Genomic DNA, 13,304 nt, shown 5'->3' on the forward strand with positions numbered 1-13,304 from the left:
GCTTGCCCTGCGGCGCAGGATCGGCGCCGGTGCTGATCACCTACAGGCCGAAGCCTGCATAGGGCAGGAACCGTACCGGATCGCCGGGCGCGATGTCATGGGCGTGGTCGGGCAGCTCGACCAGCCCGTCGGCCCAGCTGAGCCCCGTGATCCGCCCCGATCCTTCGGAGGCGAAGACCTCGACCCCCTCGGGGCCCATCCGCGCGCGCAGGTATTCCCGCCGCCCTGCCTTCTTGCGTTTCGAGAACGCGGCCGGAAGCGTCACTGCCAGCGGCGCCTGCCACGGCCCCCCCGCCATCAGCGACAGGGCGGGGCGCGCGAAGATCAGCGCGCAGACGAAGCTTGCCACCGGGTTGCCCGGCAGTCCGAAGACCGGAACGCCGTCCCGGATCCCCAGCGCCAGCGGCCGCCCCGGCTTCAGCGCGATCCGCCAAGAGACCAGCGTCCCTTCCTCGCGCAGCAGGGCCGAGACGTGGTCCTCGTCCCCTGCCGACGCACCGCCAGAGGTCAGGATCACGTCCGCTTCGGCCGCGTTCAATGTCGCGCGCAGTTGATCCCGGTCGTCCGGTACGTGGCCAAGATCGACGGCCGCATGCCCCCAGCGGCGGGCCAGCGCCAGAAGCATGGGGCGGTTGGCATCATAGGTCGTGGCCGGGTCGTCGGTCGAACCGGGGGCCGCAATCTCGTCGCCCGTTGACAGGACGCCCACACGCAGGCGGCGGAAGACGGGCAGGCGGTCGGACCCCGTGGCCGCCAGCAGCGCAAGGTCGGGCGGGCGCATGACGTGGCCCCCGGGCAGAACCTCGGCGCCCGCGTCGATATCCTCGCCCGCGCGGCGCGTGTTGGCGCGGGCCTTCACCGGCCCGTTGAACGCGACCGACGCGCCGTCGCTGCGCGTGTCCTCCTCCAACACCACGGTGTCCACGCCTTCGGGCAGAAGTGCGCCCGTCAGGATGCGGATGGCGTGCCCAAGGGGAACAGCGTGGGGGTATGGCGCACCGGCTGCGGCACGTCCGGCGAGCAAGGGCAGGACCTGCGGCCCGTCGCCCACGGCCGATCCCGCGAAGCCGAAGCCGTCGACCGCGGCGTTCGCGCCGGGCGGGTTCGCGCGCCGGGCCATCACGGCCTGCGACAGGATCCGCCCGTCGGCGTGCCCGACTTGGACGTCCTCGGCCCCCATCACGGGGCGCAACCGTGCCCGCAGAAGGTCGAGCGCCGTATCGACCGGCGTCCACTCCACCCCCGGCGGCAGGGCGAAACAATCGTTCGACAGGGGCGGGGGAGAGAGGGGGGCGGAAGGTTCCGCGTTCTCCGATGGGGCCGAGAATGCCAACGAGGTCAAGCGATTACGCGCCTCGGCGCCCAGGATCCAGCCCTCCTCGGCCGCTTCGGGCGGCAGGTCGCGCATCATCGACGCCAGCTCCTCCGGGGGCAGGGCCGCCAAAGCATGGGCCAGCAGGCGTACCTGATGCCGGTCACGGATGCCCCCCTCGACGTCCTTCACCGCGGGTTCGATCAGCCCCGGCCAAATCTCGGTCAGGACGGCGGGGGCGTCCTGCCACGCCTCGAACGGCCACGCGGCGACGCCCTCGATCCGGCGCAGACGCGACAGCATGGGCAGACCCATCAAGGCCTGGCTGCCGACGGTGGGCGGGAAGGCCAGTTGCCAGACGCTGGACGCGGCCCTTGCGGCTACGTCGCAGGCGCGCTTTTCGGTCATTCCGTGGCCGTCGCGCGTGCTGCCGCGATAGGGGATGCCGGGGAATGCGTCCTCGCGCGGTTTACCCCAGAACGGCCCGGTTCCGGGGAACAGGGCATTCAGCGCCTCGGCCACTTTGAGCCGGTTGTTGCGCCCTTTTGCATCGTCCTCGATCCGCGCGGCCAGCCAGTCCCAGACGGCAAGTGGGTCGGGCTTGCCCGTCACCACCTTCGCGAAGCCCGCCGGATAGCCGAACGGAAAGTCGAACGCCGCCATCACCCGGCGGCCGGCCGCGATCTCGGCCCGCAGGGTCTCGGCCAGCCACGCCTCGGCCTCGGCCCGGGTGGGCATGTGGCGCGGATTCTCGGGCACGCCGTCGCGGGCGATCCCGATCCAGATCGAGTTCTTGGCGGCCCGGGCCACGCCTTCAGCCGCGGACCAATCCACCACGAGGATCGTGTCGAACCCCCTCACAACCCGACCTCGCCCGCGATGAAGTCGGCGATGGCGGCGGTGTCGTCCAGGTCCAGCACGGGGCGGTCGTCGATCCCCGGCTGGCCCTTCGCCGCGACCGCGCGGATTGTGGGGTCGTCGGGGGCGATCAGGGGGCGGCCGGTTTCGGCCCGCCACGCCTCGACCTTTGGATGGCGGTCGCGCTTCCAGCCTTCAACCAGGATCAGGTCCACGGGGGCCATCTGGTCCAGCAACGCCTCAAGCGGTGGCTCGGGCCCGTCGAGTTCGGTCATCAGCGCCCAACGCTTGCCCGAGGACAGCAGCACCTGATGCGCGCCCGCGTCGCGGTGCCGTCGCGAATCCTTGCCCTCGTGGTCCACGTCGAAGCTGTGATGCGCGTGCTTCAAGGTCGACACACGCACCCCCCGCCCGCGAAACTCGGACACCAGGCGCACCATCAGGCCCGTCTTCCCGGCGTTCTTCCAGCCGGTCACGCCATACAATTTCACAGCATGCCCCGCGCCACGTCCAGATCCTCGGGCGTGTTCACGTTGAAGAACGGATCGCCCCGGTCGATGGGGAAGCTGGCCAGCGCGGTGCCGTGCCGGTCGGTCCATTGCACGACCTTGCGCACCCCGTCCTTCAGCGCCGCGCGCAGATCCTCGCGCAGCGCCACGGGCCATAGGCCGAAGGTCGGGTGCCGCGCAATGCCGCGTTCGGGGTCGGGGGTCGCGGCAAGCGCGATGGGCTTGCCCTGCGCCTCGGCCGCCAGCAGAAGCTGCGGGACCAGGTCGCCGGGGAAGAAGGGCGTGTCGGCGGCGGCGGTGACGACATGCGTGGCCCGCAGATGCGCCGCCCAGTCGAGCCCGGCGAGCACCCCCGCAAGTGGCCCCGGATGCCCTTCAATACTGTCGGGCAGCACGGTCAGGCACAGGTCCGAGAAGCGCGTGGGATCGCCATTCGCGCTAAGCGCCAGATCGGCCACTTGCGGTGACAGCCGGTCGATGGCGCGTTGCAGGATGGATTCGCCCAGAAGCTCCAAACGACCCTTGTCGCCCCCGCCCATGCGCGTGGCGCGCCCACCCGCCAGAATGACGCCCACCGGCGCGATCATCGACCCGGCCCCTTCGACTCAGACATCCGCCGACCTCCGCCGCCGGTCTGTGCCTGCGGCCTCGGGCGACGCATCGCGGATCAGGCGATGCTCGCCCGCAAGGCAGGTGAACCGTTCGCCCCGCATCCGACCGATCAGGGTCAGGTCCACCTGCTCGGCGATCTCGACCCCCCAGGCGGTGAAGCCGGAGCGTGAGACCAACGCGGGGATCCCCATATGGGCGCATTTGATCACCATTTCGGACGTCAGCCGCCCCGTTGTATAGAGGATTTTGTCCGCGGGATCGGCCCCTTCGGACAGCATCCAGCCCGCGATCTTGTCCACCGCATTGTGCCGCCCGACATCCTCCATATAGACCAGCGGGCGGTCCTCCTGGCACAGCACCGTGCCATGGATCGCGCCGGCTTCCAGGTACAGCGACGGCGTGGTGTTGATCGCTTTCGCCAGCCCATAAAGCCAGCTGACCCGAACCTCCGAGCCGGGCAGGCGCAGATCTTCCAGCCCCTCCATCATGTCGCCGAACACGGTGCCGACCGCGCAGCCGCTGGTGCGGGTCTTCTTGGCCAGCTTGGCCTCGTGGGTCGTGGGGCTGTCGGTGCGCACGACGACGACCTCCAGCTCCTCGTCGTAGTCCACGCCGGTCACAGTCTCGCCGTCCCGGAGCATGCCTTGGTTCTTCAGGAATCCAAGTGCAAGGTATTCGGGGTAATCCCCGATGGTCATGGCGGTGACGATCTCCTGTCCGTTGAGGTAGATCGTCAGCGGCCGCTCCTCGACGACGGAGATCTCCTGCGCGGCGCCGGTCTGGTCGGTGCCGGTGACGCGGCGCGTCAGGCGGGGCCGCGCGGGGTCGGGCGCGATCAGATAGGTCGTATCACCAGATTGCATTTGCGGCTTTCGGATCGCTGGGGCAGGTAGGCACCGCAACACGATAGGGCGGGCGCATGGCGGTCTCCACCACGAAATCGGCTTACGGGCAGGGCATCGCGCAAGGGTTACCCTTCGTACTGGTCATCGTGCCCTTCGGCCTGCTGTTCGGGGTCGTCGGGACCGAGGCGGGGCTGAACCTGGCCGAGGTCATGGGATTCTCGGTCCTCGTCATTGCGGGGGCGGCGCAATTCACCGCCGTGCAGCTGATGACCGACAACGCCCCCATCGTTCTGATCCTCGCCGCCAGCCTGACCGTGAACCTGCGCATGGCGATGTATTCGGCCTCGCTGGTCCCGCATCTGGGCCGCGCGACGCTGTGGCAGCGGGCGCTGGTCGCCTACATGAATGTCGACCAGCTGTTCGCCGCGTCCTCGGCCCGGTACGAGCAGACCCCGGACGAGCCCTTGCGCGACAAGCTCGCCTTCTTCTTCGGCGTGGCCACACCCATCTTGCCCCTGTGGTATGGCAGCACCTTCGGGGGCGCGACGCTGGGGGCCACGGTGCCGCCCGCGTTCGCGCTGGACTTCGCACTGCCGATCACCTTCCTCGCCATGGTCGGCCCGCTTCTGCGCACCTTGCCCCATGTGGCCGCGGCCATCGTGTCGGCGTCGCTTGCGCTGGCCTTTGCGTGGATGCCCGCGGGCGTCGGCCTGCTGATCGCGGCAGCCGCGGCCTGCGTCACCGGTGCGGCTGTCGAAACATGGATGGAGGCGCGCGGATGACCGCCGGCCCGACCGAGATCTGGCTGATCATCGTGCTTTTGGGGATCGGCACCTTCGCACTGCGGTTCTCGTTCCTGGGGCTTCTGGGCGACCGTCCCTTGCCGGGCTGGGCGCAGAAGCTGCTGCGCTACACGCCTGTGGCGGTTTTTCCGGGCCTCGTCGCCCCGCTGGTGGTCTGGCCCGCGGCGACGGGGGGCACGTTCGATCCGCCGCGCGTCCTGGCCGCCGCGGCAACGATCGGCGTCGCGGTGGTCACGCGCAACCTTCTGGCCGCGATCCTGGCGGGGGCCGGAACGCTCTACTTCGGGCTCTGGCTGCTCTGATCGGCAGACGGTCGCTTCATGGCGGCCCAACGGGCGACCGCGAAGGCCGGCAGGATGACGATGGCCCAGCCCAGAGCGTTCAGAACGGTCAGTTTCATTTTCAGCTCGTCCGGCGCGTCCGAGCGCCACAGCCCGACATGCCCCGCGATCACGAGGCAGGCGGTGAACAGGATGAACAGGATCTTGGCGATACGCATGCACAGTGGATATACCCAAAACCCGCGTTAATGACCTGCGCCGAACGTCGCGCCCCTTCATCCTTGATCAAATACCCCGGGGAGCGCGAGGGGCAGCGCCCCTCGTCCCGGCCGGTCACTCGCGCTTGGCCAGGTCCGACTCGTCGCCCATGGCCGCCAGCTTCAGCTCGCGCCCGAACCGGATCGTGGGCTTCAGCGCAAAACAGGCCGAGCCGATGACGAAAAGCCAGATCGCCGCCGTTTCAGTCTCCTGCCAGAAGAACAGGATCGAACCGATCAGGAACGAGAACGCCGCCGTGAAATCGACGATCGTGTAGGCCAGTTCGGTTGCGGCATAGAGTCGCTTCGACCGTTCCGAATTCTGCCGGTTCTCGTGTCGAAAGAGTTTCATCGCGGTCCCCCGTCGTTGCAGCATGACATGACGCAAACGACGAAGGCCGTCGATCGTTCACACCCCGGCGCGCAGGGTCGGCACCTTCAGAGCCGAGAAGCCATAATGCCGCAGCCAGCGCAGGTCCGACTCGAAGAAGGCGCGCAGGTCGGGAATGCCGTATTTAAGCATCGCGATCCGGTCGATCCCCATGCCGAAGGCAAAGCCCTGCCACTGGTCGGGGTCGATGCCGCCGGCCTTCAGCACCTTGGGATGAACCATGCCCGATCCCAGAACCTCTAGCCAGCCGTCGCCTTCGCCGACCTTCACGGTGCCGCCCTCGAAGCTGCACTGGATGTCGACCTCGGCCGAGGGTTCGGTGAACGGGAAATGCGAGGCGCGGAAGCGGGTCTTCACGCTGCGTCCGAAATAGGCCGAGAAGAACTCCTCCAGCACCCATTTCAGGTTCGCCATGCTGATGTCCTTGTCGATGGCCAGGCCTTCGATCTGGTGGAACATCGGGGTATGGGTCTGGTCGTAATCCGCGCGATAGACGCGGCCGGGGCAGATGATGCGCAACGGTGCGCCCTGCGCCTGCATGGATCGGATCTGCACGGGCGAGGTGTGCGTGCGCAGCACGTGGGGCGGACGGTCATCATCGTCCGCGCGGTGCATGTAGAACGTGTCCATTTCGCCCCGCGCGGGGTGATGGTCGGGGATGTTCAGCGCGTCGAAGTTGTACCAGTCGGTCTCGACCTGGGGGCCTTCGGCGACGGCGAATCCCATGTCGGCGAAGATCGCGGTGCATTCCTCCCAGACCTGGCTGACCGGATGGATGCTGCCATCGGCCACGCCGCGCGGGCCGCGGCGGGCGGGCAGGGTGACGTCCAGCCATTCCTGGCTCAGCCGTTCCTCCAGCGCGGCATCTTCCAGCGCCGCCTTCTTGGCGGCGATGGCGCTGGTGATCTCGTCCTTCAGGGCGTTCAGGCGGGGGCCTTCGACCTGCCGTTCCTCGGGCGTCATCTGACCCAGCTTGCGCATCTCCAGCGCGACCTCGCCCTTCTTGCCGATGGCGGCCAGCCGCACCTCTTCCAGCGTGGCTTCGTCCCCGGCTTCGTTCACGCGGGTCAGGTATTTCTCGCGCAGGTCTTGCATGGGGCCGCTCCTCTCGCTGACGCGCGCCGTGCTACCCCGTGGCCTGCCGCATGACAAGCCGCCGCGCTTGCCGCCGCCCGCCCCCGCGCCACCTTAAGGGCAAGTTCAATCTTGGGAGAGATCCGATGCTTCGCACAATCCTTGCCACGACCCTGCTATCCACGCCCCTCCTCGCGCAGGAGGTCACCTACGATGTGGACGGGGTCCAGCACACCGGCTATTACGCCGCCGCCGAGGGCGAGACGGGCGGCATGGTCCTGATCGTCCACGACTGGGACGGGATCGACGCGTACGAGACCGGCCGCGCCGACGAGCTGGCCGCGATGGGCTATGACGCCTTCGTCATCGACATGTATGGCGAAGATACCCCGTCCGGCTCGGTCGAGGAGAACCGCGCGGCCACGTCCGAACTGTCCGAAGATCGCGGCAAGATGAGCCAGCTGATCCTTGCCGGGATCGAGGCTGCGAACGAGCAGAGCGACGCGCCCAATTTCGTCGTCATGGGCTACTGCTTCGGCGGTGGCGTCGCGCTGGAGATGGCGCGGTCCGAATACTCGGACCAGGCATCGGGCTACACCGCCTTCCACGGCACGCTGACCACGCCCGAAGGCCAAAGCTATGACGGCGACGAGCCGCCGATCCAGATCCTGCACGGCGCCGCCGACGAGTCGCAGACGCTGGAGGACCTGTTCGACCTGACCGGCGCGCTGGAAGAGGCGGGCAACACCTTCACGGTCGAGATCTACTCGGGCGCGCCGCATGCCTTCTCGGTCGAAGGCTCGGACCGCTATCAGGAGCGGGCGGAGCAGGAAAGCTGGGAAGCCTTCACCGATTTCCTGGCCGAGCGTCTTGGCTGAGGAGATCGAGCGCAAGTTTCTCGTCACCGGCGAGGGATGGAGGGATCGCGTGTCGCAGCGGCGCGCGATCCGTCAGTTCTATTTGGCCCAGAGTGACAGCGCGACCGTCCGGGTACGGATCAGCGACGGAACGTCCGCGCGGCTGACCGTGAAGGGGCGCCGCGCCGGCATGTCCCGCCCGGAATACGAGTGGGACATCCCCGTGGACGAGGCGCGCGAGATGGAGGCGCTGGCAGCGGGGCGCGTTCTGGTCAAGACCCGGCACCTGGTCCGGGCGGGCGATCTGACCTGGGAGGTCGACGCCTTCGAGGATGGTCTGACTCTGGCCGAGATCGAGCTGCCGTTCGAGGACACCCCCTTCGACCGACCCGACTGGCTGGGGCGTGAGGTGACGGACGATCCGTCATACTACAACGCCGCGATGGCGTTGGGCGGGGATCAGGCGTCGTCGCGCGAGGTGGACCAGTAGGTTGCCAGCCTGCGCGCCGCCGATTTGGGGGATTCGGCGAAGACGGCCGGGCCCAGCTTGAATGCCTCGACCTCGAGCAGGTCCTGACGGGCGCGCATCAGGCCCCGGAACGCGGCGAGCGCGTCGGTGTCGAATTCGTCCTCGGCCTCGGACAAGGCTTCGCCCATGACGTGGATGTCGTGATGATCGCCCAACAGGTCCGACAACCGATCCGCGGGATCGACCTGTGCGTTGACGACGGGCGACGCCTTTTTCAAAAGCCGCAGATGATACCAGTGGTATTTCGCCCGCTTGCGCCATTCGTGCAGGGTTTCACCCGTCGGATCGGCCCGCGCCGTCCGCATGGCCTTCACCGCGCGCTTATAGGTCTTCTTGACCCCGCCCGCGATGGCCTCGGCTCCGTCGGGATCCACGGTCCAGTGGCAGGCCCGATCACGGGCCGCGCGCATCGCTTCCATGGCGTCGGCTAAGCGGTCGGCCAGATCGGGGGCGGATTCTACGGCCCTTGCACGAGCCTCGAAATGGTCGCGGATGCTTGAAAAGGCGTTCTTGTAGAGCTGGTCGCCGAAGTGGTCGCGCAGGGCGTCGCAGGTCTCGACCAGAGCGCGGGCATCGCGCACGTCGGCCAGCTTCTGGGCGGTGTCGCGGAAGGCCGCGTTTTCGGACCCGTAAGCGTCGAACCCGGGCCGCACGATGCGGATCAACCCACGCAGCTTCTTACAGCGTTTGCGCAGCTGGTGGATGCGCTCGGCTTCCGAGATGGCGTCGTCGGCGGCCTCGGCCTGGGCGCTGTCGATCTGGTCCAGCGCGACGCGGCGCAGGGCGGTCGTCAGGCTGTCGTCGTCGGGGGCGAAGGAATAGGACATGCAGGGTGAACGCCGCCTGGGGCGGGGCGTTCCCGCGGGGGCATGCGCCGCGGCCCGGCGACCGCCGTTCTGGCGGGCCGGGTCCTGCGGGTGTGATAGAAGGGGACGGCGCCGGTCCCGGTTCGATCGCGTGAATGGACTGCCCGCGCAGACCGGGTGCCAGACCGGCCGCGTGATCGTGGACATGGACCGCCCGATAAGGCGGCCCCCTGGATCGGTCCGCGCCGGGGTGTAAGGCCGACGCGCAAGAGCTCTCGGGGCGCGGGTATCGGGGCGAAAGGTGAAGGCGGGGTGATCGCTGCGTTCGGTGGCCCGGATTCAGCGGTCCGGACACGAAAAAGGCCGCCCCGGTGGGACGGCCTTCGAATGGGTCTGCGTGACGCCGGTTCAGGCGGCCAGCGCGCCTTTCGCCTGTTCCACGATGGCGTTGAACGCATCGGGCTCGTGTACGGCCAGATCGGCGAGGACCTTGCGGTCAACTTCGATCCCTGCGAGCGCCAGGCCGTTGATGAAGCGCGAGTAGGTCAGCGTCTCGTCATGGGCGCGGACGGCGGCATTGATCCGCTGGATCCACAGGGCGCGGAAGTTACGCTTGCGGTTCTTGCGGTCGCGCGTGGCGTACTGGTTCGCCTTGTCGACGGCCTGCGTCGCTGTGCGGAAGGCGTTCTTGCGGCGGCCATAATAGCCTTTCGCGGCCTTCGTGACCTTCTTGTGACGGGCGTGGGTGGTCGTTCCACCTTTGACTCGGGACATTGGTGGTGCTCCTTACCGGTCGTAGGGCATGAATTGCTTGGCAAGCTTTTGGTCGGGCTTGCTGAGCACTCGGGTTCCGCGGGCGTCACGAATGAAATCGTTGGACCGCTTGATCATGCCGTGTCGTTTGCCGGCCTGGCCACCGACGACCTTTCCGGACGCCGTAACCTTGAAGCGCTTCTTGGCGCTCGACTTCGTCTTCATCTTGGGCATTTCCGTCTCCTGCTTGAGAGGACAAGTTACGCGGACTCGGCAATGCCACACCGGCCGGACCGCGCGCGAATGAGCGGCCCCAGTAGACGAGCGCGGCGGCGTTTGCAAGGGTCAGCGCGTCAGATCCGCGATCACCTGGATGGCCGAGCGCATGACCGTGTCGACGGTCCAGGGGCCTTGGTAGGTCTCGACCGTCCACCAGCCGAGGGCCATGGCGAGAATCAGGAGCATGGCGCCGACGCGGGGCGCCCGCCGTTCCGCGAAGGCCGCGGCAAGGGCGGGCAGCGAGAGGCAGAACAGAAGCAGCGTCGCGACCACCGCCGCGTCGCGCGACAGCCCGATGTCGAGGGTGGCGAGGCGGTCGCCCAGTTGCGACGCCTCGTCGGCCAGCACGGCGCGAAGGGGGGCGGTGCGCGCGACCAGAGCGTCCCAGAGGTCGGTGATCGCCTGCCAGACCCCCTCCACCGGGTCAGCCCGGGTCCGTGGCGTAGATCAGCCGTTCCTCGCAGGGGGCGACGCGCAGGATGTTGGTGGACCCCGAGACGCCGAAGGGCACGCCCGCGGTGACGACGATCTGATCCGTGGCTTCGGCCATGCCTTCGGTCCGGGCGGCGCGGGCGGCGTTCAGCACCGCCTCCTTGAAGCGGGTGACCTCGCCGGTGCGGACGCAGTGCATCCCCCATGACAGGCACAGGCGGCGCGCCGTACCCATCATCGAGGTCATCGCGATGATCGGGACCTGTGGGCGTTCGCGTCCGACCAGAAGGGCGGTCACGCCGCTTTGGCTGTAGCAGCAGATCGCCTTGATGTTCGTCGTTTCGGCAATCTCGCGCGCGGCCGAGACGATGGCGTCGGCCACGGTTTCCTTCTTGCCGCCGCGGCTGGCGTTGATGACATCGCGATAGGTCGGGTCGGCCTCGACCTCCATGGCGACGTTGTTCATCGTCGCCACGGCCTCGAGCGGATATTGCCCGGCGGCCGATTCGGCCGAGAGCATGACCGCATCGGCACCTTCGTAGATCGCGGTCGCGACATCCGACACCTCGGCCCGGGTCGGCATCGGGCTTTCGATCATCGATTCGAGCATCTGGGTCGCGACGATCACCGGCTTGGCGGCGGCGCGGCACTTGCGCACCAGGCGCTTCTGGATCGGCGGCACGTTCTGGACCGGAAGCTCGACCCCCAGATCGCCGCGGGCGACCATGATGCCGTCGCTGGCCTGCAGGATCGCCTCGAAATTGCGGACGGCCAGCGGCTTTTCGATCTTCGACAGGATTGCGGCGCGGCCCTGGCAGAGCTCGCGCGCCTCTTCCACGTCGCGGGGGCGTTGGACAAAGGACAGGGCCAGCCAGTCCACACCGAGGCTGCACACGAATTCAAGGTCCTTGCGGTCCTTGTCCGAAAGCGCGGCCAGCGGCAGTTCCACGTCGGGCACGTTGACGCCCTTGCGGTTGCTGATCGTGCCGCCGACGAGGACTTCGCAATCGGCGAAATCGGCGCCGCAGTCCTTCACCTTCAGGCGGATCTTACCGTCGTTGACCAGAAGCGAGGCACCGGGTTCGAGCGCTTCGAAGATCTCCTTGTGGGGCAGCTGGACCCGCGTGGCGTCGCCTTCGGCGGTGTCGAGGTCGAGGCGGAAGTCCTGCCCCGCCGCCAGTTCCTCTTCGCCGTTGGCGAAGACGCCCACGCGCAGCTTGGGGCCCTGAAGGTCGGCGAGGATCGCGATGGGGCGACCCAGATCCTCCTCGATCTGGCGGATGATCCGGTGGCGTTCGCCGATCTCGTCATGGCTGCCGTGGCTCATGTTCAGGCGGAACACGTCGGCCCCGGCTTCGAACAGTTTGCGGATCATGTCGTAGTCGGAAGATGCCGGACCGAGGGTTGCCACGATCTTGATCTTGCGCATGCGTCGCATGAAGGACTCCCGTTAGCGTCGGTCACGCTTATGCGTCAAAGCTCGGCCACTGACAACGGCGCAGCGCGCTTGATCTTCGGGCGGCATCTGCCCAGCTAACAGGCACACCAGAGAGGGAATTTTCGATCATGGACGACGCGACCCGTACCGAGCTTGAAGCCGCCGCCTTCCGCCGCCTGCGCGATCACCTGCAAACCCGGACCGACGTGCAGAATATCGACATGATGAACTTGGCCGGATTCTGCCGCAACTGCCTGAGCCGGTGGTACCAGGAAGCCGCCGCCGAGCGCGGGATCGAGATGGGCAAGGAGGATGCGCGCGAGGCGTTTTACGGCATGCCTTATGCGGAATGGCGCGACATGCACCAGACTGAGGCCAGCGACGCGCAGAAGGCCACCTTCGACACCGCGTCGAAAGGCCACTGAATGGCGGCCCGCGCCGAGTTGGAGCAGTTCGTCCGGGACGCCTTGGGCGCCGGTCATGCGCGCGACGACATCCGGCGCACCATGCTGGTCGCGGGCTGGCGCGAGCGTGACGCGGACCGGGCCCTGGCGGCCTTTGCGGACGTGCCCTTCGTGCCGCCCGTGCCCCGTCCGCGGCCCTTCGTCTCGGCGCGGGATGCGGCGGTCTATGGGCTGGGCTTCTTCGCGCTGTGCGTCGTGGTGGTGAACTTCGTCTCGTTGATGTTCGAGGTGATCGAGTCGCTGGTCGCCGGCGATCCGCTGGGCGGGCGGCAACTTGCATGGCAGGTCGCGGCCATTGTCGTCTTCGCGCCGATCTTCGGCGTGATCGACTGGCGCGCGGATCGCGACAGCCCGGTGCGCAAGGTCCTGGCCTACGCCGCGCTGTTCTTCGCGGCGCTGGTGGTACTGTTCACGTTGGTCAGTGTCATCGCGCTGGTGCTGATGGGCGGCCTGTCGGGCGAGGTCGCGTTAAAGGCGCTGGTTGTCGCCGGAACGGCCGGGGGGATCTTGCTGTATTACCGCAGGGATTTGCGCGCGGATCGGGAGATATGAGAATGCGTCTGGTGATCGGCCTGTCGGCCATGGCCGTGCTGGCGGGGTGCCTTCCGCCAGCCACGCCCCTGAACGTCACCGTGGCGCAGGAGGTGGCATTCTATGGCTTCGACGTGGACCCCGCCGACCTGACGTCGAAAGAAGCCGCGGTCCTGTATCTCACCCTCGCCGACGCGTCGAACGAGGGGTACCTCAAGACGCGTCGGGCGCTGGGGGCGCACCTCGCGGACATGGTGCCCTCGCAATAGGGCA

19 protein-coding genes are annotated in these 13,304 nt (G+C 67.9%); 7 read left to right on the forward strand and 12 right to left on the reverse strand.

Translation table 11 applies throughout. The annotated features are described in order from the left end of the window. Positions 1-40 precede the first annotated feature (40 nt). The 4 genes from PAA8504_RS06590 to PAA8504_RS06605 are packed head-to-tail and all read right to left on the reverse strand — an operon-like array spanning position 41 to position 4,154. Positions 41-2,173, reverse strand: a complete 2,133-nt coding sequence (locus PAA8504_RS06590) for a molybdopterin-binding protein (protein WP_108893351.1) — start codon at positions 2,171-2,173, stop codon at positions 41-43. Then, the gene (gene mobB / locus PAA8504_RS06595; protein ID WP_108893352.1) at positions 2,170-2,661 is read right to left on the reverse strand and encodes a molybdopterin-guanine dinucleotide biosynthesis protein B; all 492 of its coding nucleotides are present in this window, start codon (positions 2,659-2,661) and stop codon (positions 2,170-2,172) included. The genes PAA8504_RS06590 and mobB overlap by 4 nt, the downstream gene beginning before the upstream one ends. Next, positions 2,658-3,266, reverse strand: a complete 609-nt coding sequence (mobA, locus tag PAA8504_RS06600) for a molybdenum cofactor guanylyltransferase MobA (protein WP_108893353.1) — start codon at positions 3,264-3,266, stop codon at positions 2,658-2,660. Before mobA ends, mobB begins: the two co-directional genes overlap by 4 nt. A gap of 18 nt (positions 3,267-3,284) precedes the next feature. Beyond that, the gene (locus tag PAA8504_RS06605; protein ID WP_108893354.1) at positions 3,285-4,154 is read right to left on the reverse strand and encodes a formate dehydrogenase accessory sulfurtransferase FdhD; all 870 of its coding nucleotides are present in this window, start codon (positions 4,152-4,154) and stop codon (positions 3,285-3,287) included. Positions 4,155-4,210: 56 nt separating this feature from the next. On the opposite strand from PAA8504_RS06605, the gene PAA8504_RS06610 reads away from it, so the two are divergent. After that, positions 4,211-4,918 (forward strand): AzlC family ABC transporter permease, encoded by a 708-nt coding sequence (locus tag PAA8504_RS06610; RefSeq protein ID WP_108893355.1) that lies wholly within the window; start codon positions 4,211-4,213, stop codon positions 4,916-4,918. Beyond that, positions 4,915-5,241: a branched-chain amino acid transport AzlD family protein gene (locus PAA8504_RS06615; RefSeq protein ID WP_108893356.1), complete on the forward strand. Its 327-nt coding sequence runs from the start codon at positions 4,915-4,917 to the stop codon at positions 5,239-5,241. Before PAA8504_RS06610 ends, PAA8504_RS06615 begins: the two co-directional genes overlap by 4 nt. Here the strand turns inward: PAA8504_RS06615 and PAA8504_RS06620 are convergent. The 3 genes from PAA8504_RS06620 to pheS form a co-directional block, all read right to left on the reverse strand. Beyond that, positions 5,217-5,438 (reverse strand): phenylalanyl-tRNA synthetase subunit beta, encoded by a 222-nt coding sequence (locus PAA8504_RS06620; protein ID WP_108893357.1) that lies wholly within the window; start codon positions 5,436-5,438, stop codon positions 5,217-5,219. The genes PAA8504_RS06615 and PAA8504_RS06620 overlap by 25 nt on opposite strands. Before the next feature lie 115 nt (positions 5,439-5,553). Next, positions 5,554-5,829 carry a YrhK family protein gene (locus PAA8504_RS06625; RefSeq protein WP_108893532.1) on the reverse strand — a complete coding sequence of 92 codons (276 nt, stop codon included), beginning with the start codon at positions 5,827-5,829 and terminating at the stop codon, positions 5,554-5,556. A gap of 57 nt (positions 5,830-5,886) precedes the next feature. Beyond that, positions 5,887-6,963 carry a phenylalanine--tRNA ligase subunit alpha gene (pheS, locus tag PAA8504_RS06630; RefSeq protein ID WP_108893358.1) on the reverse strand — a complete coding sequence of 359 codons (1,077 nt, stop codon included), beginning with the start codon at positions 6,961-6,963 and terminating at the stop codon, positions 5,887-5,889. Positions 6,964-7,088: 125 nt separating this feature from the next. Between pheS and PAA8504_RS06635 the strand changes: the two genes are divergently transcribed. Beyond that, positions 7,089-7,820, forward strand: a complete 732-nt coding sequence (locus PAA8504_RS06635) for a dienelactone hydrolase family protein (RefSeq protein ID WP_108893359.1) — start codon at positions 7,089-7,091, stop codon at positions 7,818-7,820. Further along, the gene (locus PAA8504_RS06640; protein WP_108893360.1) at positions 7,813-8,289 is read left to right on the forward strand and encodes a CYTH domain-containing protein; all 477 of its coding nucleotides are present in this window, start codon (positions 7,813-7,815) and stop codon (positions 8,287-8,289) included. The genes PAA8504_RS06635 and PAA8504_RS06640 overlap by 8 nt, the downstream gene beginning before the upstream one ends. Here PAA8504_RS06640 and PAA8504_RS06645 read toward each other — a convergent pair. From PAA8504_RS06645 to pyk, 5 genes are all read right to left on the reverse strand, one after another. Next, positions 8,259-9,155, reverse strand: a complete 897-nt coding sequence (locus tag PAA8504_RS06645; protein WP_181375718.1) for a CHAD domain-containing protein — start codon at positions 9,153-9,155, stop codon at positions 8,259-8,261. The genes PAA8504_RS06640 and PAA8504_RS06645 overlap by 31 nt on opposite strands. Positions 9,156-9,542: 387 nt before the next feature. Next, on the reverse strand, positions 9,543-9,908 hold the full coding sequence (gene rplT / locus PAA8504_RS06650) for a 50S ribosomal protein L20 (RefSeq protein ID WP_108893362.1): 366 nt from the start codon (positions 9,906-9,908) through the stop codon (positions 9,543-9,545). 12 nt (positions 9,909-9,920) lie between these two features. Beyond that, positions 9,921-10,121 carry a 50S ribosomal protein L35 gene (gene rpmI, locus PAA8504_RS06655; protein ID WP_108893363.1) on the reverse strand — a complete coding sequence of 67 codons (201 nt, stop codon included), beginning with the start codon at positions 10,119-10,121 and terminating at the stop codon, positions 9,921-9,923. Positions 10,122-10,232: 111 nt separating this feature from the next. Further along, positions 10,233-10,586 (reverse strand): hypothetical protein, encoded by a 354-nt coding sequence (locus tag PAA8504_RS06660; protein WP_108893364.1) that lies wholly within the window; start codon positions 10,584-10,586, stop codon positions 10,233-10,235. Positions 10,587-10,590: 4 nt separating this feature from the next. Continuing rightward, on the reverse strand, positions 10,591-12,036 hold the full coding sequence (gene pyk, locus PAA8504_RS06665) for a pyruvate kinase (protein ID WP_108893365.1): 1,446 nt from the start codon (positions 12,034-12,036) through the stop codon (positions 10,591-10,593). A gap of 128 nt (positions 12,037-12,164) precedes the next feature. On the opposite strand from pyk, the gene PAA8504_RS06670 reads away from it, so the two are divergent. From PAA8504_RS06670 to PAA8504_RS06680, 3 genes are read left to right on the forward strand one after another with little or no spacing between them, the layout of a single operon-like run. Further along, complete coding sequence (locus PAA8504_RS06670) at positions 12,165-12,461, forward strand: DUF1244 domain-containing protein (RefSeq protein ID WP_108893366.1); 297 nt, start codon at positions 12,165-12,167, stop codon at positions 12,459-12,461. Continuing rightward, on the forward strand, positions 12,462-13,052 hold the full coding sequence (locus PAA8504_RS06675) for a DUF5671 domain-containing protein (protein ID WP_108893367.1): 591 nt from the start codon (positions 12,462-12,464) through the stop codon (positions 13,050-13,052). Positions 13,053-13,054: 2 nt separating this feature from the next. Then, the gene (locus PAA8504_RS06680) at positions 13,055-13,300 is read left to right on the forward strand and encodes a hypothetical protein (protein ID WP_108893368.1); all 246 of its coding nucleotides are present in this window, start codon (positions 13,055-13,057) and stop codon (positions 13,298-13,300) included. The last annotated feature ends 4 nt before the right edge of the window (positions 13,301-13,304 follow it).

The organism is Palleronia abyssalis, from assembly GCF_900302445.1.
GTDB classification, from domain to species: Bacteria; Pseudomonadota; Alphaproteobacteria; order Rhodobacterales; family Rhodobacteraceae; genus Palleronia; species Palleronia abyssalis.

Bases quoted from the DNA above. Each gene is read 5' to 3' on its own strand.
- pheS (WP_108893358.1), bottom strand. From the start codon at position 6,963: ATGCAAGACCTGCGCGAGAAATACCTGACCCGCGTGAACGAAGCCGGG.
- PAA8504_RS06610 (WP_108893355.1), top strand. From the start codon at position 4,211: ATGGCGGTCTCCACCACGAAATCGGCTTACGGGCAGGGCATCGCGCAA.
- rplT (WP_108893362.1), bottom strand. From the start codon at position 9,908: ATGTCCCGAGTCAAAGGTGGAACGACCACCCACGCCCGTCACAAGAAG.
- PAA8504_RS06670 (WP_108893366.1), top strand. From the start codon at position 12,165: ATGGACGACGCGACCCGTACCGAGCTTGAAGCCGCCGCCTTCCGCCGC.
- PAA8504_RS06625 (WP_108893532.1), bottom strand. From the start codon at position 5,829: ATGAAACTCTTTCGACACGAGAACCGGCAGAATTCGGAACGGTCGAAG.
- PAA8504_RS06675 (WP_108893367.1), top strand. From the start codon at position 12,462: ATGGCGGCCCGCGCCGAGTTGGAGCAGTTCGTCCGGGACGCCTTGGGC.
- PAA8504_RS06680 (WP_108893368.1), top strand. From the start codon at position 13,055: ATGCGTCTGGTGATCGGCCTGTCGGCCATGGCCGTGCTGGCGGGGTGC.
- mobA (WP_108893353.1), bottom strand. From the start codon at position 3,266: ATGATCGCGCCGGTGGGCGTCATTCTGGCGGGTGGGCGCGCCACGCGC.
- pyk (WP_108893365.1), bottom strand. From the start codon at position 12,036: ATGCGACGCATGCGCAAGATCAAGATCGTGGCAACCCTCGGTCCGGCA.
- PAA8504_RS06635 (WP_108893359.1), top strand. From the start codon at position 7,089: ATGCTTCGCACAATCCTTGCCACGACCCTGCTATCCACGCCCCTCCTC.
- rpmI (WP_108893363.1), bottom strand. From the start codon at position 10,121: ATGCCCAAGATGAAGACGAAGTCGAGCGCCAAGAAGCGCTTCAAGGTT.
- PAA8504_RS06620 (WP_108893357.1), bottom strand. From the start codon at position 5,438: ATGCGTATCGCCAAGATCCTGTTCATCCTGTTCACCGCCTGCCTCGTG.
- PAA8504_RS06645 (WP_181375718.1), bottom strand. From the start codon at position 9,155: ATGTCCTATTCCTTCGCCCCCGACGACGACAGCCTGACGACCGCCCTG.
- PAA8504_RS06615 (WP_108893356.1), top strand. From the start codon at position 4,915: ATGACCGCCGGCCCGACCGAGATCTGGCTGATCATCGTGCTTTTGGGG.
- PAA8504_RS06605 (WP_108893354.1), bottom strand. From the start codon at position 4,154: ATGCAATCTGGTGATACGACCTATCTGATCGCGCCCGACCCCGCGCGG.